The organism is Brucella sp. NBRC 113783 (assembly GCF_040372265.1).
GTDB classification, from domain to species: domain Bacteria; phylum Pseudomonadota; class Alphaproteobacteria; order Rhizobiales; family Rhizobiaceae; genus Brucella; species Brucella teleogrylli.
This window is the reverse complement of sequence record NZ_BAABRX010000002.1, coordinates 560627-579315: the sequence shown is the minus strand read 5'-3', so window position 1 is coordinate 579315 and position 18689 is coordinate 560627. Positions and strand designations below refer to the sequence as shown.

The following is an 18689-nucleotide window of genomic DNA, read 5'->3' as shown; positions in this document are numbered from 1 at the left end:
CGCCGAGGCTTGGCCGACTATTCCTTGGTGATGTTTACCAGCGGATTGGAGTCGAAGGTCGGGCCGAGCTTGTAACCCTTCACATTGCCCGCGATACCGGCTGTTTCGATCTGCTGGAACAGCATCACGAACGGGCTCTGGTCGAGCGCTTCCTGCTGAAGCTTCTTGTAGATCTCGGCGCGCTTTTCGTTGTCGCGTTCCAGAAGAGCAGACTGCGTCTGCTTGGTCAGCTCAGGAATGTCCCAGGCGTTGCGCCACGCAAGCGTCTTGTTGGCGGCGTCGTCCTTATTATCCGGATTGCTCGTGAAAGCTTCGGCATTGGAATTCGGATCCCAATAGTCCATGCCCCACTGGCCGATATACATGTCGTGGTTACGCGCACGATATTTGGTCAGGGTCTGCTTGCCATCGCCCGGGATGATTTCGATCTTCACGCCAGCCTGAGCAGCGCTCTGCTGGAAGGATTCGGCAATGCCGGTCACCGGCTGCGTGTTGCGCACGTCGAAGGTCACGGAAAGACCGTCCTTCAGACCTGCCTTGGCGAGAAGTTCCTTCGCCTTTGCAACGTCGTATTTGTAGGGTGCAGCATCGAGCGCGCCCAGAACGCCCTTAGCCTGATAGGTCTGGCGGATTTCGCCAATGCCTTTGATGAGGGTCGAACCGATTGCATCATAATCGACCAGATATTTGAACGCTTCGCGAACTTCCGGCTTGGCTAGGTTCTCGTTCTTCTGGTTGAGGCTGATATAGTAGACCGTACCCTTCGCGGCGCTGGTCGTCGTCAGCTTGTCGTTTTTCTGAACGGCTTCGTAGTCGCCGGGTTCCAGATTACGCGCCACATCGACGTCACCCGATTCAAGCATCAGGCGCTGTGTCGCGCTTTCCTTGACGTGACGATAGAAAACGCGCTTCAGCTTGGCCTTTTCGCCGTAATAATTGTCGTTGCGTTCCAGAATGACGACTTCATTGGCGCGCCATTCACGGATCGCGAACGGACCGGAGCCTGCCGACTTGGTCTTCAGCCATGCATTGGCATAGTCGGTGTCGTATTTGTAGTCGTCGGTCGGTGTGACCTTTGCGGCATGCTCTTCGAGAAGCTTCTTGTCGACGACTGCGGCGACGGTCGCGGTCAGGCAGTTCAGCACGAAGCTTGGTGCGTATGGCTTGTCCACGGTGAAGACGAAAGTCGTGTCGTCTACGGCTTTCGCCTTTTCGTTGACATTATCCTTGGTCAGGCCGAACTGGGTCAGGATGAAGGCCGGGCTCTTGTCCAGACGCACGGCGCGTTCGAAGGAATAAGCCACGTCAGCAGAGGTAATCGGGTTGCCGGAAGCGAACTTGATGTCCTTTTTCAGCTTGAACGTGTAGGTCAGGCCGTCGTCGGAAACGGTCCAGCTTTCCGCCACGCCCGGCACGACTTTCGACGTGTCGTTGATGTCGAGGCGAACGAGCATGTCATAGGCATTACCGATGAATTCAGCCGGGCTGAGTTCGAAGGATTCTGCCGGGTCGAGCGTGATGGTGTCATCAATCGCCCATGCCTGGACGAGCGTGTCGGCTGGCGTGGCCGACAGGGCCGGATTGGCAGCCATAACGGCAGCAAGTGCTGCACCAGCGGCGAGGATGCGAAAACGTCCGAAATGCATCATGATTGAGTTCCCTTTCTGTATTTTTGTTGGGATTTTGTTGAATTGTATTTGTATCTCAGGCTTCGTGCCATGCCTGTTTCAGAACCCTGATCCAGTTGTCCCGGCAAAGCTTCGCCAGTTCCTCATCGTTATATCCGGCCTCTCGCAAGGCCGTGACGAGGTTCTGCGTTCCGGCGGCATCGGAGATTTCGGCTGGGATGGTCGCGCCGTCATAATCGGAACCGAGCGCCACGCAGTCGATCCCCATGCGGTCAACCATGTAATCGATGTGGCGAACCATATCGGACATCGGCGTGTTGGCATCTTCCTTGCCATCGGCGCGCAGCATGGTGGTGGCGTAGTTGAGACCCGCAAGCCCCTTGCTTTCGCGGATGGCATCCAGCTGCTTGTCCGTCAGATTCCGGGCCACGGGCGTCAGGGCATGGGCATTGGAGTGGCTGGCGATCAGCGGCTGGTCGCTGAGTTCAGCCACATCCCAGAAGCCTTGCTCGGTGATATGGGCGAGATCGATCAGAATACCCTTGCGGTTGCACGCCTTGACGAGACGCTTGCCCGCTTCCGTGAGACCGGGACCGGTATCCGGGTTCATCGGGTAAGAGAAGGGCACGCCGTGACCGAAAATATTGTTGCGGCTCCACACAGGGCCAAGCGAACGCAGGCCAAGCGCGTAGAAGACATCGAGCGCGGCAAGATCGGCGTCAATCGCCTCGCAGCCTTCCATGTGCAGAACGGCGGCAAAGGTGTCGCTGTTCAGCGTTTCATCGAGCTCGCGGCCATTGCGGCACAGTTTCCACGCGCCAGCTTCTTCAAGGCGGAGTGCGATGGATGCGATTTCGATGGCGATGTCGAGGGAAGGAGGGCGCTTGAGCGGCGGAGAAAGCGGCGTGTCGTAATGGCCATTGGCGTCGGGTTTGCCAAGTTCGATATGATGGCCGGACGGCACATAGATGGCGCAAATGCCGCCAGCGAGACCGCCTTTGCGGGAGCGCGGCGCATCAATGTGGCCGGTTTGCGTTCCGTCGATGAATTCCCGGATGGGATCGTCGCCGTTTCTGGAGTTTTCCCAGAGCCTCAGAAGGACATCGTTATGCCCATCGAAAACACGCTGCATGCTATCTTCCTGGCTGAGTGATAAAGCGTTGTTTTAGCACTCGATTAAATAAAATCACGCAACGGGAAGAATTTGTATCGGCATATTTGCATAAAATTTAAACACAATAGCCACGCGCCTAATCCCCAATCGCACATCCCTATAAGATAGGAGCCGGTGCCGGAGTCAAGAGATACGAAAGCGGACGAACTCTTTTGAAAGCAAAGAAATCGGTGCAAAAAGAAAGGGCTACGGTTGACCCGCAGCCCTTGTGCAAAAATGGAATTGCCTTATGCAGAAACGGTATAGGGCTTATATCGCTTTAGAAGCGATAGTTCAGACCGGCCTTGATGGCGTGGTTCTTGAGGTTGTTGCGCTGCGAAACGCCGTTGACCTCAGACTTCACGTCGCCGAAACGCTGGAAGTCGTATTCAGCCTTCACCGAAAGCGGGCCGGTCAGGGCCTGTTCGACGCCAGCACCAACCAGCGCGCCGCCTTCCCAGCCTGGACCTGACGTGGTGTTGTCCTTCGCCTTGAAGCGCGTTGCGCCATAGCCGAGAGTGCCATAAACCAGCGTCTTGTCGAAGGCGTAACCGGCTTTGACCTTGGCATTGGTGTTCCAAGACTGCTGGAGGCTGCCGCCATTACCGATGCGGTGTTCGGCTTCCGCGAAATTGGCTTCGACTTCACCGCCAACGACGAAATTGCCGCTCTGGATGTTCTTACCGGCGACAACGCCACCGAGCACACCAGCGCGATTCGTAAACGGGCCGGGGATCTTCGAGGACGATGCACCGACCTGTGCGCCGACATAATTGCCGGACCAGTCGTGCGGGCCTTCGGCAACCGGCTCGTTGTAGGAATAATCGTTCGAACCCATCATATCGGCAGCGAATGCCGGGGCTGCGATGGCCATGATGCTGGCGCTGAGCGCCACTGCGGTAAAGGTACGCTTCAACATTTTATACTCCGTTTTCCCATCCGGAACGCTGATGGAAAATATGCAAGATCTGTTTGGCAAAGACGGGCCTTCCCGTCTTCGGTTCGGTTGCCTTCTGTTGGGTGATTGTGACTAAATTTAAGAAAATTCGAGCGAATTCCACCCGTCGCACAGCCATTCTTCGCACTATGCTTAACAAGTGGTAACGATCTCCAACAGGCCAGCCCTGACGGCTTCACATCAGGTTCTGCTTTCTGAAGCTGATGCATTTTTCCTTGCCGACAATGATGTGGTCGTGCACCGCGATTTTCAAAGGTTTGGCAGCCGCAATCAACGCATGTGTCATCTCGATGTCGGGTCGCGACGGCGATGGATCGCCTGAAGGGTGATTGTGGACGAGAATGATCGCCGTTGCCGCAAGCTCCAGCGCCCGGTGAACCACTTCCCGTATATAGACCGGCGTATGGTCGACCGTGCCTCGCTGCTGTACCTCATCGGCAATGAGCCGATTCTTCTTGTCCAGAAACAGAATGCGGAATTGTTCGCGTGTCTCATGCGCCATGGCGGCAGCGCAGTAGTCGATCACCTTTTCCCAGACTGTGAAAACCTCGCGCTTCATAACCTTGCTGCGCGCACTGCGTTTGTAAACGGCTTCTATGATCTTGAGGTCGCGCGCCACGGAGGGGCCCGCGCCCGGTACTTCGGCGATGAGCGTTTCGGAAGCGCCGAGCACTTCCGCAAGCGTGCCGAAGCGGGTCAGCAAGGCCTTTGCGATGGGTTTGGTATCCGCACGCGGGATAACGCGAAAGAGCAGGAGTTCAAGCAGTTCATAATCGGCAAGCGCATCGGGCGCGGTCTGAAAGCGTTGCTTCAGGCGATCCCGGTGGCCGACGTGATGCGGCTGCTTCGCCACTTTCGGCGTCAGCTGGAGCGTGTCGCTGAAACCGGGAATGTTGTAGCTCCCCGGTCTATCCGTCTTCCTTGTCATTCTGTTTAAACCCCCGCAAAAACAGATGAGACTATAGTTTCAGTTTTATCGCATTGATGCCGGGCCAAACATATTGGCCGGTGACAATGTGAATATTTCGCAGCCGTCCTTGGTAACGCCAACCGTATGTTCATACTGGGCGGTCAGCGAGCGGTCACGCGTCACGGCAGTCCAGCCGTCCGCCAGCACTTTTACATGCGGCTTGCCGAGATTGATCATCGGCTCAATGGTGAAGATCATGCCTTCCTTGATTTCCACGCCTTCGTTCGGCGTGCCGTAATGAAGGATATTCGGCGCGTCGTGGAAAAGCTGACCAACGCCATGGCCGCAGAAATCACGCACCACGGAGCAGCGCTCGCCTTCGGCATAGGTCTGGATTGCAGCGCCGATAGCGCCGGTCTTCACGCCCGGCTTGACGACCGCAATGCCGCGCAACAGGCTTTCATAGGTGACTTCCAACAGACGTTCGGCAGCGCGCTTGATCTCGCCCACCGCATACATACGGCTGGAATCGCCATGCCAGCCGTCGAGCAGATAGGTCACGTCGATATTGACGATATCGCCTTCGCGCAGTGGCTTGTCGTTCGGGATGCCATGGCAGACAACGTGGTTGATCGACGTGCAGGTCGATTTGGTATAGCCACGATAGTTGAGCGTCGCCGGGAAGGCGCCTTGATCCATGCCGAATTCGAAAACGAAGCGGTCGATTTCATTGGTGGTCACGCCGGGCTTCACGATGTCGTTCAGCGCATCGAGGCAGCGTGCGGTCAGGTTGCACACCTTGCGCATCGCCTCGAAGGCGTCCGGGCCATAAAGCCTGATCTGGCCGGTATATTTCATGGGGGCGCTTGTCGCTTCGATATAAGTTACCATTACTAGATCCGTCTTTGTCTATTCAATTGGCACCAGCTCGGTGGCGACAATGCTTTTGTCCGTTATGTGGCATCGAACGGCCCATGCCTCAACCCCGGATGCGACGGCGCGCTCAAAAGCGCGTGCATATACAGGGTCGAGATCGCCGGAAATGCTGAATTTGCTGCAATCGCTTCGCTGGATAATAAACAACATCACACCACGATGACCAGCGGCAACACTGTCGGCCAGCTCATTGAGATGTTTTGTCCCGCGCGCGGTCACCGTATCGGGAAATTCCGCAAGGCCAGCCGTGCGGGTGAAGTGCACGTTTTTGACTTCCACGTAGGCGCGGGGCAGGGCACCTTCGTCGAGCAGAATGTCGATGCGGGAATTCTGTCCGTATTTCTGCTCACGCTTGAGGCTGGCATAGCCGCCGAGGCTCGGAATGAGACCGGCGAGTATCGCCTCTTCGGCGATTCTGTTCGGCAACCCGGTGTTGACGCCGACCAAAGTGCCGTCAGCTTCGATGATCTGCAGCGTGTGGGCATATTTGCGGTGGGGCGCATCGGAAACGCTGAGCCAGGCGCGAGAGCCGGGCGTCGTCAGGCCGAGCATGGAGCCGGTATTGGGCACTGCCGCCGTAATGAAGCGGCCATCGTCGAGCGTTACGTCTGCGAGAAATCTTTTATAGCGGCGTTCGAGCCTGCCGGAGACAAGGGGTGTTGGGAATAACATAAAGCTTTCTGAACAGTTTGGACGGAATGGCGAAATGTTTGTCCGCCTAACGCCGCAAAAAGTCAAAAGCACAATCGTTGCTTGTTATCGCTCGTTTCAGAAAAGAGCCTTGATAACATCTGCCCAGCTCAGATCCGCACCAAGCGCCATTGCTGCGGCGACAAAGCCTGCACCGAGAAAGGTGAGGGTGGTTCTGGTTTCGCTGGTCATCATATCTTTCCCCATCAAATCGGTCGCTTGAAGTTGTGAGGAATGTCGCGGGTGAATGAGCCCGGAATGTGATGCGATAATGGCTATTCCGGGCATTTTGCAGGCAATTTGCGGATAAGGTAAATGGCGGCTCTTAGGCCTGCGTCTGCTGCCAGTTGAACACCAGTTCCTCGCGGAAGGCAAAGCGGACGATGTGATTGACCACGACGTCCTGAAGCCGGTCGAGATTTTCGGCTGAGGTCTTCACGGTGGTGGTCAGTTTTTCCGCATCGGCGTCGAGAATCACCAGCCGGTCGTCGCCGAGATCGATCTGGCCGTGTTCGGGTGTGAATTCGACGGCAAACTTATGCGCCCAGTGTTTGCAGAGCTGCTGCAGATAACGGCTGGCATGGGCGGTGGGAACGATGGCTGTAGCTTGCGACATACGCAGTAATTTCCCTTTGAATTGCGAAATGGGTGCAGCTGCGCGTAGCAACATACTGGGAGAACGACCAGTATTAATTCCATCAATTTTTCGGGAAAAGAAAACCCAGCAAGTGGTACGCCCAAGGGGAATCGAACCCCTGTCTGCGCCGTGAAAGGGCGCTGTCCTAACCGCTAGACGATGGGCGCCTGCTGGTGTGGGGCGCTTATAGTCAGGATAATTCAGACATGCAAGCCCCTTTTTTCAGCATCTGTGAAATAAATTCAGATGGTGCAAAACGGCGCGCGAAGGACCGCTCTCGGAGCGCTAAAGCTTTGATATGTCGGGAAAAAGAAAAACCAGCAAGTGGTACGCCCAAGGGGAATCGAACCCCTGTCTGCGCCGTGAAAGGGCGCTGTCCTAACCGCTAGACGATGGGCGCCTGTTGCTGGTGTGAGTGGGCTTATATTCAGGTCGATGCTGACTCGCAACCCCCTAAAATCAGTTTTCTGAAAAAAGTCGCATAAGCACCTATTCCGTAGGACGCAGCCTGTGGATTTCCAGGCTATGGCTTTGAAATCGATGACAAAAAGAAAGGCTGGCTCCAATGGGGCCAGCCTGTTCATTCAAGAGAATTGGGGCGCAGAGGTTCAGATCAGCCCTTGCATTTCCAGTTCCAGTCGCGTTCCGGCCCGATATCCACATGGACGGATGACGTATGGCAATAGGTGCCGACGCCGCCGCGTCCCGGCATTGATCGCGCAAAGCGGGCCATTTCCCACTTGGAAACACCATCGATCTGAATATCGGCTGCGGCACAGATCATATGGAGCGATTTGCGTGCGCCGTTGACCTTGCGGTTATAGGACGGGCTGCGATAGCCAGACGTCACCATGACCGGGCGGCGGAAGTGCCGTTCCATGGTCTTCAGCATGGCGACGAGCTGTGGCTTGAGGCAGGCAACATCCACGGTCTGGCGCTGCACCTTCAGGCCGTTCGGCGCGAGCCGGGCGAGGCCGGGCGCCGAAGCAAGCGTGACATTGGGAGAATCATCATATTCGTTCGCATCAATGTCGGTGTCGTCATAGAGACTATTGCGATGCTTGATCTCGATGCCGCCATTCGCGCGCACACCTGGCAATGTATAATTATACTCATGCTTCACGGCAGGCGAGACAGGCTTTGCCATCGCCAGCTTCTTGTTCTCGGTACGGTCGGAACGTGAATTGGCCGATTCGTCGGAGAAAAGCCGCGAGATGCTGCCCTGCGATGCGGTCGGGCGCTGAGGTGTCGCATAGGCATTGGCATTCTTCGGTGTGCCGAAAAGCGAAGCGACCTGAACCGGCTTTTCCGGCTGGGCCGGTTTGGCGGCTTCCGGCTCGTTCGCCTTCGCGACTTCAACGGCAGGCGCTTCGGCCTCGGTTGCAGGCTTTGCTTCAGCGGTCTCAGCCTTGGGCTTCTCGGCGCTGGCCGTTGCGGCTGGCTGTTCGGTCGCTTCGGCTGGCTTCGATTCGCTGGAACCACTTCCGCCAAACAAGCCGAACAGCGAATTGCTCTTCTTTTCCGGTGCCGCCGCTGCCACTTGGGTTGGCTGCGCTTCGGTTGCCGCGTTTTCCGCAGTTGCGGTCGCGGCTGCATTTTTCGCATTCTCTTTGGCCGGGGAGGCGGCAGATGTAGCGCTAGGATTGGCCGCCGTTGCAGCGGCTGCGACCTGTTTGGCCTCGCCGGGCTTTTCTTCCGTCTTTGTCTCTGCGGTCTTTGCTTCTGCGCCAGCTTCGGCGGCGACAGTCTGGTCGGCAGCACTTTGCAGCGTCTCGGTCAGCATCGAGCCATTGGCCGTCATCTGCAGTGGCTTGCCGTCAGGACCGGTCCCCGTCGATGTACAGGACGACACCAGAAGCGCGAGCAAAGCCACGCTGCCTGAAAGTAGTCGGCCGGTTGTCCGGTGCGCAGAAGGTACAAATTTCAATAGTCCGCTCCAGCTCGATTTCCCTGACCAGTTTGGCGAACCGGACGTGTCCGAACCCACCTGGTTTCGGGAGATCGGCTCTCCCGTGTGGGTGGAACCAATCACAAAAGTGATTTCTCCCACAGTCCCCTGTCAAAGCCCAATAGAAGCTTAGGGAAACAAACTCCATTATATCAATGCGTTAAAGTGGCTTTCCCAGTTTCTCAGTGAGCCAATTTTAGCAGTGTGCAAATCACCTGATCTGCAATTGTTGCCAATTTTTAAGTTTTTTATGCCGTGAAGGCAACTATCGAAGTGCATTTTATACGACAGGCACTATGCATTATTCCGTGGGGTTAAGGATTAACCCGTTAGTAACGAAATATTACTTTGTGTAATCTTTTGAGGATCAGAGCGCTGCTCCTATCGAAATAAGCGGCTTCGGCAGGCCAAATGTCGGAATTGGGCCAATCGCTTGTTGACATAATGCATCGACTTGGTGCTATCCCTTCGGAAGTATATTCTGTCGCGACTTGTGCGGCAGCCTCAACGGCAGAACCGGGATCAGACATATGACCAAGAGCACGCGGCAGATCGCCCATCTCATGCTGGCATTAACCGCCGCAGCGATGCTCACTGCCTGTGCCGGTGGGAAGGAATTTCAGGGCGTTCCGCAGGAAGGCGCATTGCGCACCGGCGTCTATCCGACATTCGGTCGTATGCCGAAGGCTGCAACCGAGCAGATCACACCGGAAGAAAAGCAGCAGATGACTGCAAAACTCGATTCCGATCGCACGCGTCTTGCGGCATCGAGAACGTCTGGCGGCGGTTTTACCCCCGCACAGGCTGAGGCCATGCGCAAGCAAGCGCAGGCTGAATCGGAAGCTACCCTGAAGCAGATCGAATCCGGGGAAGAATAAGCCCTTCATCGGCACGGAAGGCCACGTTCGAAACGGCGCGGCAAGAAGTCTCGACCCGATTCGATAACAGGTGTATAGCTCCACCCACGGCGCAATAATGCGTCCTATCGTTAACTCTCCTTTTGGAACAGGATCATGTCGGAAGAATTCCATAAAGTCCGTCGCTTGCCCCCTTATGTCTTTGAACAGGTCAATCGCCTGAAGGCATCGGCGCGAGCGGGCGGGGCCGACATCATCGATCTTGGGATGGGAAATCCCGATCTGCCGACGCCGCAGAATATCGTCGACAAGCTGTGCGAGGCTGTTCAGGACCCGCGCGCGCATCGTTATTCCTCGTCGAAGGGCATTCCGGGGCTGCGCCGTGCGCAGGCGCAATATTATGCCCGCCGTTTCGGCGTGAAGCTCAACCCGGACACGCAGGTTGTCGCCACGCTTGGCTCCAAGGAAGGCTTCGCCAACATGGCGCAGGCCATCACGGCGCCGGGCGATGTGGTGCTTTGCCCGGACCCGACCTATCCGATCCATTCCTTCGGCTTCATCATGTCGGGCGGCGTGATCCGTTCAATTCAGGCCAAGCCGGATGACAACTTCATCCCGGCACTGGAGCGGGGCGTGAAGCACTCGATTCCAAAGCCGATTGCGCTGATCCTCAATTTCCCGTCCAATCCGACGGCTTATGTGGCAACGCTCGACTTCTATAAGGATGTCGTGGCCTTTGCGCGCAAGCATGACATCGTCATCCTGTCGGATCTGGCCTATTCGGAAATCTATTTTGACGGCAATCCGCCCCCGTCCGTACTCGAAGTGCCGGGCGCCATGGATGTTGCGGTCGAGTTCACCTCCATGTCGAAGACATTCTCGATGCCGGGCTGGCGCATGGGCTTTGCGGTCGGCAATGAACGCCTGATTGCTGCTCTGACGCGTGTGAAATCCTACCTCGATTACGGCGCATTCACGCCGATCCAGGTGGCGGCAACCGCTGCGCTTAACGGCGACGGTTCCGACATTGCCTATGTTCGCGATGTGTATAAGCAGCGCCGCGATGTGCTGGTTGAAAGCTTCAGCCGTGCAGGCTGGGATGTTCCGCCACCAGCAGCGACGATGTTCGCCTGGGTGCCGATCCCGGAACGCTTCCGCGCTCTTGGCTCGCTCGAATTCTCCAAGCTACTGGTGGAAATGGCCGATGTGGCCGTTGCTCCGGGCATTGGCTTTGGCGAGCACGGCGATGATTATGTGCGTATCGCTCTGGTCGAAAACGAACATCGCATTCGTCAGGCAGCGCGCAACATCAAGCGTTTCCTCGCCACCAAGGACGAAAACCTGCACAATGTGATCCCGCTGGAAGGCCGCCGCTAAGCGCCATTCCGGGTTCTTCCTTTCTGGCCGTGACAAGCGCGCGGCCAGAACTCCCACCTACCAAAAATCCACTACATCCACACAATCAGAGTCAGAAGGTCGATATAATGAGTGATGCATTGCGGATCGGCGTTGCGGGGCTTGGCACCGTTGGCGCTTCAGTGTTGCGTATCCTGCGTGACAAGTCCGAAATGCTCACCCGCCAATGCGGTAAGCCGGTGACTATTACCGCCGTCAGCGCCCGAGATCGCTCGCGTGACCGTGGCGTTGACCTGAACGGTATCGACTGGTTCGACGATCCAGTTGAACTGGCCAAGTCTGCCGATATCGACGTTTATGTCGAGCTTATCGGTGGTGATGATGGCCCGGCCAAGGCTTCTGTTGAAGCCGCTTTGCGCGCTGGTCGTCATGTCGTGACCGCCAACAAGGCGCTTCTGGCACGCCATGGCGTCGCTCTGGCGAAAATCGCCGAAGACAAGGGCGTTCTTCTCAACTTCGAAGCGGCGGTCGCCGGTGGCATTCCGGTCATCAAGGCGATGCGTGAGTCGCTGACCGGTAATACGGTTTCGCGCGTCTATGGCATCATGAACGGCACTTGCAACTACATCCTGACCCGGATGTGGGAAGAGGGCATTTCGTTCGAGGCCTGCCTGAAAGACGCGCAGCGTTTGGGCTATGCCGAAGCCGACCCGACTTTCGATATCGAAGGCAACGACACGGCGCACAAGCTTGCGCTGTTGACCAGCCTTGCCTTTGGTACGCAGATTGCTGCCGACGATATTTATCTTGAAGGCATCAGCAATATTTCGCTCGCCGATATTCGCGCCGCCGATGAACTGGGTTACCGCATCAAGCTTCTGGGGGTGGCGCAGAAGACCGATACCGGCATTGAGCAGCGCGTGCATCCGACCATGGTTCCAACCTCGTCGGTGATTGCGCAGGTGCATGGCGTGACCAATGCGGTTGCCATCGAGACCGATCTTCTGGGCGAGCTTCTTCTGTCTGGTCCGGGTGCGGGCGGCAATGCGACGGCGTCCGCAGTCATCGGCGATATCGCGGATATCGCCAAGAGCCGTCCGGGCTTCCAGCATGGTCCTGTTTTCGGCACGCCTGCCAAGGCCTTGCAGCCTTATAAGCGCGCCAAGATGCGCAAGCATGCGGGCGGTTATTTTATTCGTCTGACGGTTCTTGACCGCATCGGCGCCTTTGCCGGTATCGCCAAGCGCATGGCCGAAAACGACATTTCGCTTGAGTCGATCGTGCAGCGTCCGCCGATGGGCGACATGCAGCAGGAAGGCATCAAGACTGTCATCCTCGTCACGCATGAGACGACGGAAGCAGCCGTCAAGAAAGCGCTGGAAGCGATCCTCAAGGACGACCATCTGGTGGATAAGCCGCAGATGATACGTATCGAGCGCGCAGGCTAAATCGAGTGTCGCGCTGTGCGATCTGCCATGATTATTCGTGGCCGATTGCACCATGATGTTGCGCAGGCCAGTTCACGCCCGGCCATGACATGCAACGAAGCGTGTAGTCCTTAAATCGATTAAGCAATTGAGCGCACATAGTTTTTAGCTTTCGGGCTCTTGCAGGGCACCGGGGACTTTGACAAAAGGTTCGCATACTGTCGCTATAAACGCGGCACGGCGCCCCTTGTGGCGCATCAACGCAATTCGAATTCAGGACTTGTTCAAATGGCCAACACCGCAGAGCAGCACCCCCACGGACTGGATCGCATTCTCACACTGGAACTGGTCCGTGTAGCCGAACGCGCAGCAGTGGCAGCAGCGCGGCTGCGGGGGCGTGGTGACGAGATGGCTGCCGATCAGGCTGCTGTTGACGCCATGCGTCAGGAACTGAACCGTCTGCCGATTTCCGGCACTGTGGTGATCGGCGAAGGCGAGCGCGACGAAGCGCCAATGCTCTATATCGGTGAAGAAGTCGGCACCAAGCAGGGGCCGGATGTCGATATCGCGCTCGATCCGCTGGAAGGCACGACGATCTGCGCGAAGAACCTGCCGAACTCGCTGGCGGTCATCGCCATCGCCGAGAAGGGCAATCTGCTTTATGCGCCCGACGTCTACATGGAAAAGATCGCCGTTGGCCCGGGCTATCCGAAGGGCGTTGTCGATCTCGACGCCAGCGCAACGGAAAACATCAACTCCATCGCCAAGGCGAAGGGTGTAAAGCCGCATGAAATCACGGCTTGCATCATGGACCGCCCGCGCCACGCACGCCTGATCGAAGAAGTGCGCGCGACAGGCGCTGCAATCCGCCTGATTGGCGACGGCGACGTTGCAGGCGTGATGCACACGACCAATCCGGATGAAACCGGCATCGACATTTATATCGGCATCGGCGGCGCACCGGAAGGCGTGCTGGCTGCGGCAGCTCTGCGCTGCATCGGCGGCCAGATGCAGGGCCGTCTCCAGTTGAACACGGACGAGAAAGTCGCCCGTGCGCTGAAGATGGGCATCTCGGATCCCAAAAAGGTCTACACGATGGAAGAAATGGCCAAAGGCGACGTGCTCTTCGCCGCCACCGGCGTGACGGACGGCAACATGCTTTCTGGCGTGAAATTCGCCCGTGATTACATCCAAACGCATACTATCGTGATGCGCTCGAGCTCGCAGACCGTGCGCGAAATCAAGGCTCGCCATCAGGATCTGTCGAAGTTCTAGAGCATTTCCAGCAAAAGTGCGAAGCGGTTTTGCGTCGGATAATGCGATAAAATAAAGAACCCAATCGCGTCGAACATCACGACGAACCGGCAAATCCCGAAAAGCCCCGCGCTTTTCGGGATTTCTGTTTATGGAGCCTTGCGCAGATGCTTTGGCCAAAGATTTGTCATTTTGATCGCGACTGTGTTCAATCACCTTTGATGAAAAAATGGAGTGGGCATGACCGAAACGCCGAACAAGCTACGGATCGCGGTACTCTTTGGCGGGCGTTCCGCCGAGCATGAGGTGTCGGTTCTTTCCGCAACAAATGTCATGACTGCGTTGGATCCCGCGAAATATGAAGCCATTCCGATCTATGTCACCCATGAGGGGCAATGGCTTTTGGCGAGTTTTGCAGGCGGCAAGCTGGAACGGCCCGAACACGGTACTGAAGTGTCATTGCTGCCGGGCGGCAAGGGACGCGCTGTTGCGCTGCCCGAAAACGGTTTGCCTTATGAACTGGCGCGGATCGATATCGTCTTCCCGGTCTTGCACGGGCTTCACGGCGAGGATGGCAGCGTGCAGGGGCTGACCGAAGTGGCGCGTGTGCCGATGGCGGGTTGCGGTATCTGTGGTTCAGCCAATGCGCTCGACAAGGATATTGCCAAGCGCCTGCTGTCCGAAGCGGGCATCCCGGTGGCGCGCGCCATGACGATTACGCGCGACACGGTTCCATCCTTCGATGTGCTGATCGAAGCACTCGGCCTGCCGATCTTCATCAAGCCCGCGCGCCAGGGGTCATCTGTCGGTGTCAGTAAGGTTCAGACAGAAGCCGATTATCAAAAGGCGCTGGCGGAAGGTTTCAGGCACGACGCCAAGCTTCTGGCGGAAGAGTTCATACAAGGCCGCGAAATCGAATGCGCAGTGCTGGAGGACGAGAATCACGGCCTGTTCGTGTCGCGAACGGGCGAGATAGTCCCGGCAGAAAGCCACGGTTTTTATAGCTATGATGCCAAATATATTGATGAAGACGGTGCGGCGCTGAAAGTCCCGGCAGAGTTGCCGGCGGATATCGAGACCGAACTTCAGGCGGTCGCGGCGCGGGCGTTTCGAGCGCTCGGTTGTGACAGCATGGCGCGTGTCGATTTCTTCGTGACGCCGGACATGCGGTATTTGATCAATGAGCTGAATACCATACCGGGCTTCACCAATATCAGCATGTATTCGAAAGTCATGGCGGTGAGTGGCGTCAGCTATCCCGAGGTCATTGACCGGCTCGTGGCGCACGGACTGGCCCGGGCAGCGCGCGACAATTAAGGTTGGGCACGGCTGATAAATTGCGGGCGGCATTGCAAAGATGCCGCCTTTTGTGTCTTTAAGAGTTTATGACGACAGAGCGCCTTTTCCTTGGAATAAAACAATCTGCAACCGGCCAGAAATGGGTGGATCGACTGGGCTTGCGCGAATCCAACACCGCGCTTGCCATTGCCCAGCATCACGGCATTTCCGATCTGGTGGCGCGGGTTCTGGCGGGGCGGGGCGTAACGGTGGAAGGCGCGCCGGAATTCGTTGATCCCACACTGCGCAATCTCATGCCCGACCCGGCCACGTTGACCGATATGGAGAGCGCGGCAGGCCGCATTGCCGATGCCATCGAGCGCCGCGAGACCGTTGCGATCTTCGGCGACTATGACGTGGATGGTGCCTGTTCATCGGCGCTGATGGCGCGTTTTCTGAAGCATTACGGCATCCAGCATTCGATCTATATTCCTGACCGGATTTTCGAGGGTTACGGCCCAAATCCCGATGCCATGCGCGAGTTGGTTTCCAAAGGCGCGAGCCTGATCGTCACCGTGGACTGCGGCACGAACAGCGTGCCCTCAATCAGTGCAGCCAAACAGGCTGGGGCGGATGTGGTCGTGCTCGATCACCATCAGGTGGGCGGCGATCTGCCGGAAGATGCGGTGGCCATCGTCAACCCGAACCGCGAAGACGATATTTCGCAACAGGGCCATCTTTGCGCTGCGGGCGTTGTGTTCCTGACACTGGTACAGGTCACCAAGATATTGCGCGAGCGCGGCAAAGGTGCTGCACCTGATCTGTTGTCGCTGCTTGATCTCGTCGCGCTGGCAACGATCTGCGATGTGGTGCCGCTGCAAGGCGTCAATCGCGCCTTCGTCGTCAAAGGTTTGCTGGTTGCGCGAGCGCAGAGCAATGCCGGATTGGCGGCGCTTGCGCGGGTGTCCCGTATCGGCGAGCCGATCAATGTCTTCCATCTTGGCTATCTCATCGGTCCGCGCATCAATGCGGGCGGTCGCATTGGCGATGCCGGACTGGGCGCAAGGCTGTTGACGCTCGACGATCCATCGATGGCAGATCGCATCGCCATCGAACTCGACCGGCTCAATCAGGAACGTCAGGCGATGGAAGCGGAAATGCTTCTGGAAGCCGAAGCGGAAGCATCGCTTGAGATTTCCGGCGGTGCAGGCGCTTCGGTGATCGTGACGGCCAGTGAACGCTGGCACCCGGGCATCGTTGGCCTGCTGGCATCGCGATTGAAGGAAAAGGCACGGCGACCTGCCTTCGCTATCGCTTTCAATGCCAATGGCGTCGGCTCCGGTTCGGGGCGCTCGATCAGCGGTCTGGACCTTGGCAGACTGGTGCGCGGCGCGATGGAGCGCGGGCTGCTTGTCAAGGGCGGTGGCCACGCCATGGCGGCCGGCATCACCATTGAACGGGCCAAGCTTGGCGCGCTTCGTGCCTATCTGGAAGACGAATCCGCCCATATCGTTGCGCGTCTCCGTGAAAATCAGAGCCTTTCCATCGATGGCGCGCTTGCCGCTTCCGGCGCGACTGTTTCGCTTTATGAAGCCTTGCAGAAGGCCGGACCTTACGGTTCCGCCCATCCGCAGCCAACTTTGGCCCTACCGCATCATGTGCTGGCCGATGTGCGTGGTGTCGGTCGCGACCATGTGCGCGTCGTCTTACGCGGCGCCGATGGCAAGCGGGTCAATGCCATTGCGTTTCGTGTGGCGGAAGGCGATCTCGGGCGCTTTCTGTTCAACAATATCGGGCAGAGCGTTCATGTGGTCGGCAACCTGTCGCTCAACCATTGGAACGGTTCGGTCTCGCCGCAAATCCAGATTCTGGATGCGGCAAAGCCGCTTTGACCGCATTTGAAATTTCTCGATTTTTTTGAGTTCACGCCCTTGTGAAGAACGGGGGGCAATTCCCATATGTGCAATGATTTAAACATTCAGTCATGTCTCTAAATGGGAGTAAACAATGCCGGGTTTCGGAAACCGCCTGACAAAACTGACCGCCGCGATGGTTCTGGGCCTGATCGCCTCATTCGCCGCTGTCGATTTCGCCGAGGCTCGCCGTGCAGGCGGAGGCGGTTTTGGCAGCCGTGGGGCGCGTACCTATCAGGCGCCTGCGCCGACGCGCACCGCACCGAATAATGCAGCACCAATTGAACGTTCAATGACGCCGAATACCGGCGCAACGCAGACGACCCGTCCTGCCGCCGCTGGCGCGCAGAATGCGGCTCCGGCACGTGCGGGTGGCATGTTTGGCAATTTCGGTCGCTCCATGTTGGGCGGCCTGCTCGTTGGCGGTCTGATCGGTATGATGCTCGGTAACGGCCTCGGTGGTCTCGCTGGCATGTTCGGTCTTCTGTTGCAGGTGGGCGTGATTGCGCTGATCGCAATGTTCGTCATGCGCATGTTTGCCAATCGTCGTCAGGGCGCGACCGCAACGGCAGGCGCTGGCAATGCCAACGCTCAGCCTTTTGGTTCAGCGCAGCCTTTCGGCGCAGCCAAGAGCGCCGCGCCACAGCAGGCTGGCAACTTCGGCGGTCGCACGCCTTCGGTCAATCCATTCGGCGCGGGCGCCAAGCAGGCTGAAGAGCCGGTGGCTCAGGCTGTTGAAGATGAACCGATGGATGTCGGACAGGAAGAGCTTGATCGTTTCGAGCAGATGCTTTCGGAAATCCAGAGTGCCTATGGCCGCGAGGATTACGCAGCGCTCCGCAAGCTGACCACGCCGGAAGCCATGTCCTATCTGGCGGAAGAACTGGGTGAAATTGCTTCCAGCGGTATGCGCAACGAAGTGAAGGACGTGAAGCTGCTTCAGGGCGATGTTTCGGAAGCCTGGCGTGAAGGCAATGTCGAATATGCCACCGTGGCGATCCGCTACTCCGCAATCGACCTCATGCTTGACCGCAACACGGGCGCGGTTGTCGAAGGCAACCCGAACGAGCCGGTCGAAAGCACCGAAATCTGGACCTTCACCCGCGTTGACGGCGGAGATTGGCTGCTCGCAGCCATTCAGGGAACGGAATAAGCGTTCTAATCAAAAAAAAGCCCGGTCGCGAGACCGGGCTTTTTTCGTTTAAGCATTTCTCGCGAAACTGCGAAGCGGTTTTCGCGCAGGATAATGCGTGCAAGCAGAGTGTTTTACCAGCTGCCGACATTCTCGGCGGAAGCCCATGGCTCCTGCGGTGCGAGGCGCTCGCCCTTCTGGATCAGTTCGATGGATATGCCATCCGGCGACTTGATGAAAGCCATGTGGCCGTCGCGTGGTGGGCGGTTGATGGTGATTCCGGCATCCTGCAGCTTCTGACAGGTGGCGTAGATATCGTCCACTTCATAGGCGAGGTGGCCGAAATTGCGCCCGCCCGTATAGGCTTCCTGATCCCAGTTATAGGTCAGTTCGATGGTCGGTGCGCGCTCTGACTTGGCGCGTTCAGCATCGCCCGGAGCGGCAAGAAAGATCAGCGTGTAGCGCCCTTTTTCGTTTTCGATGCGACGGGTTTCTTCAAGGCCGAATTTATTCACGTAGAAATCGAGTGATTCGTCGATGTCGCGGATTCGAACCATCGTGTGCAAATAGCGCATTTTATTCTCCTGAAGCATTTCCAGCATGTGGCGAAGC

16 protein-coding genes and 2 tRNA genes are annotated in these 18689 nt (G+C 57.4%); 7 read left to right on the top strand and 11 right to left on the bottom strand.

Annotation, left to right across the window (positions count from 1 at the left end):
- Positions 1-17 precede the first annotated feature (17 nt).
- From ABWW11_RS08170 to ABWW11_RS08125, 10 genes are all read right to left on the bottom strand, one after another.
- Entirely contained in the window at positions 18-1649 is a 1632-nt protein-coding gene (locus ABWW11_RS08170; RefSeq protein WP_109369264.1) for an ABC transporter substrate-binding protein, read from the bottom strand.
- Between the two features lie 55 nt (positions 1650-1704).
- A complete protein-coding gene (locus ABWW11_RS08165; protein ID WP_121536334.1) occupies positions 1705-2760 on the bottom strand; it encodes a dipeptidase in 1056 nt (351 codons plus the stop codon).
- A gap of 301 nt (positions 2761-3061) precedes the next feature.
- Positions 3062-3700 (bottom strand): outer membrane protein, encoded by a 639-nt coding sequence (locus ABWW11_RS08160; RefSeq protein WP_109369262.1) that lies wholly within the window; start codon positions 3698-3700, stop codon positions 3062-3064.
- A 214-nt stretch (positions 3701-3914) separates the two neighbouring features.
- Positions 3915-4667: a RadC family protein gene (gene radC, locus ABWW11_RS08155; RefSeq protein WP_121536332.1), complete on the bottom strand. Its 753-nt coding sequence runs from the start codon at positions 4665-4667 to the stop codon at positions 3915-3917.
- A 45-nt stretch (positions 4668-4712) separates the two neighbouring features.
- On the bottom strand, positions 4713-5540 hold the full coding sequence (map, locus tag ABWW11_RS08150) for a type I methionyl aminopeptidase (RefSeq protein ID WP_109369260.1): 828 nt from the start codon (positions 5538-5540) through the stop codon (positions 4713-4715).
- A gap of 18 nt (positions 5541-5558) precedes the next feature.
- Positions 5559-6257, bottom strand: a complete 699-nt coding sequence (gene sfsA / locus ABWW11_RS08145) for a DNA/RNA nuclease SfsA (RefSeq protein ID WP_109369259.1) — start codon at positions 6255-6257, stop codon at positions 5559-5561.
- Positions 6258-6600: 343 nt separating this feature from the next.
- On the bottom strand, positions 6601-6891 hold the full coding sequence (locus tag ABWW11_RS08140; protein WP_109369258.1) for a DUF2218 domain-containing protein: 291 nt from the start codon (positions 6889-6891) through the stop codon (positions 6601-6603).
- A 113-nt stretch (positions 6892-7004) separates the two neighbouring features.
- A tRNA-Glu gene (locus ABWW11_RS08135) sits at positions 7005-7079 on the bottom strand.
- A 158-nt stretch (positions 7080-7237) separates the two neighbouring features.
- Positions 7238-7312: transfer RNA gene (locus ABWW11_RS08130), tRNA-Glu, on the bottom strand.
- Positions 7313-7525: 213 nt separating this feature from the next.
- Positions 7526-8839 (bottom strand): D-Ala-D-Ala carboxypeptidase family metallohydrolase, encoded by a 1314-nt coding sequence (locus ABWW11_RS08125; protein ID WP_109369257.1) that lies wholly within the window; start codon positions 8837-8839, stop codon positions 7526-7528.
- A gap of 551 nt (positions 8840-9390) precedes the next feature.
- Between ABWW11_RS08125 and ABWW11_RS08120 the strand changes: the two genes are divergently transcribed.
- The 7 genes from ABWW11_RS08120 to ABWW11_RS08090 all read left to right on the top strand — a co-directional run bounded on the left by ABWW11_RS08120 (position 9391) and on the right by ABWW11_RS08090 (position 18098).
- The gene (locus ABWW11_RS08120; RefSeq protein ID WP_109369256.1) at positions 9391-9738 is read left to right on the top strand and encodes a hypothetical protein; all 348 of its coding nucleotides are present in this window, start codon (positions 9391-9393) and stop codon (positions 9736-9738) included.
- 135 nt (positions 9739-9873) lie between these two features.
- Positions 9874-11094 carry an LL-diaminopimelate aminotransferase gene (locus tag ABWW11_RS08115; protein ID WP_109369255.1) on the top strand — a complete coding sequence of 407 codons (1221 nt, stop codon included), beginning with the start codon at positions 9874-9876 and terminating at the stop codon, positions 11092-11094.
- 107 nt (positions 11095-11201) lie between these two features.
- On the top strand, positions 11202-12521 hold the full coding sequence (locus tag ABWW11_RS08110) for a homoserine dehydrogenase (protein WP_109369254.1): 1320 nt from the start codon (positions 11202-11204) through the stop codon (positions 12519-12521).
- Positions 12522-12788: 267 nt separating this feature from the next.
- On the top strand, positions 12789-13775 hold the full coding sequence (glpX, locus tag ABWW11_RS08105; RefSeq protein WP_109369253.1) for a class II fructose-bisphosphatase: 987 nt from the start codon (positions 12789-12791) through the stop codon (positions 13773-13775).
- A 219-nt stretch (positions 13776-13994) separates the two neighbouring features.
- Complete coding sequence (locus ABWW11_RS08100) at positions 13995-15071, top strand: D-alanine--D-alanine ligase family protein (protein WP_109369252.1); 1077 nt, start codon at positions 13995-13997, stop codon at positions 15069-15071.
- 68 nt (positions 15072-15139) lie between these two features.
- On the top strand, positions 15140-16924 hold the full coding sequence (gene recJ, locus ABWW11_RS08095) for a single-stranded-DNA-specific exonuclease RecJ (RefSeq protein WP_109369251.1): 1785 nt from the start codon (positions 15140-15142) through the stop codon (positions 16922-16924).
- A 115-nt stretch (positions 16925-17039) separates the two neighbouring features.
- A complete protein-coding gene (locus ABWW11_RS08090) occupies positions 17040-18098 on the top strand; it encodes a Tim44 domain-containing protein (RefSeq protein ID WP_109369250.1) in 1059 nt (352 codons plus the stop codon).
- 113 nt (positions 18099-18211) lie between these two features.
- On the opposite strand, the gene gloA is transcribed toward ABWW11_RS08090, so the two are convergent.
- Positions 18212-18652: a lactoylglutathione lyase gene (gene gloA / locus ABWW11_RS08085; RefSeq protein ID WP_109369249.1), complete on the bottom strand. Its 441-nt coding sequence runs from the start codon at positions 18650-18652 to the stop codon at positions 18212-18214.
- Positions 18653-18689 lie beyond the last annotated feature (37 nt).

Excerpts from the sequence above, each read along its gene's own strand:
- ABWW11_RS08170 (WP_109369264.1), bottom strand. The coding sequence starts at position 1,649 with ATGATGCATTTCGGACGTTTTCGCATCCTCGCCGCTGGTGCAGCACTT.
- ABWW11_RS08165 (WP_121536334.1), bottom strand. The coding sequence starts at position 2,760 with ATGCAGCGTGTTTTCGATGGGCATAACGATGTCCTTCTGAGGCTCTGG.
- ABWW11_RS08160 (WP_109369262.1), bottom strand. The coding sequence starts at position 3,700 with ATGTTGAAGCGTACCTTTACCGCAGTGGCGCTCAGCGCCAGCATCATG.
- radC (WP_121536332.1), bottom strand. The coding sequence starts at position 4,667 with ATGACAAGGAAGACGGATAGACCGGGGAGCTACAACATTCCCGGTTTC.
- map (WP_109369260.1), bottom strand. The coding sequence starts at position 5,540 with ATGGTAACTTATATCGAAGCGACAAGCGCCCCCATGAAATATACCGGC.
- sfsA (WP_109369259.1), bottom strand. The coding sequence starts at position 6,257 with ATGTTATTCCCAACACCCCTTGTCTCCGGCAGGCTCGAACGCCGCTAT.
- ABWW11_RS08140 (WP_109369258.1), bottom strand. The coding sequence starts at position 6,891 with ATGTCGCAAGCTACAGCCATCGTTCCCACCGCCCATGCCAGCCGTTAT.
- ABWW11_RS08120 (WP_109369256.1), top strand. The coding sequence starts at position 9,391 with ATGACCAAGAGCACGCGGCAGATCGCCCATCTCATGCTGGCATTAACC.
- ABWW11_RS08115 (WP_109369255.1), top strand. The coding sequence starts at position 9,874 with ATGTCGGAAGAATTCCATAAAGTCCGTCGCTTGCCCCCTTATGTCTTT.
- ABWW11_RS08110 (WP_109369254.1), top strand. The coding sequence starts at position 11,202 with ATGAGTGATGCATTGCGGATCGGCGTTGCGGGGCTTGGCACCGTTGGC.
- glpX (WP_109369253.1), top strand. The coding sequence starts at position 12,789 with ATGGCCAACACCGCAGAGCAGCACCCCCACGGACTGGATCGCATTCTC.
- ABWW11_RS08100 (WP_109369252.1), top strand. The coding sequence starts at position 13,995 with ATGACCGAAACGCCGAACAAGCTACGGATCGCGGTACTCTTTGGCGGG.
- recJ (WP_109369251.1), top strand. The coding sequence starts at position 15,140 with ATGACGACAGAGCGCCTTTTCCTTGGAATAAAACAATCTGCAACCGGC.
- ABWW11_RS08090 (WP_109369250.1), top strand. The coding sequence starts at position 17,040 with ATGCCGGGTTTCGGAAACCGCCTGACAAAACTGACCGCCGCGATGGTT.
- gloA (WP_109369249.1), bottom strand. The coding sequence starts at position 18,652 with ATGCGCTATTTGCACACGATGGTTCGAATCCGCGACATCGACGAATCA.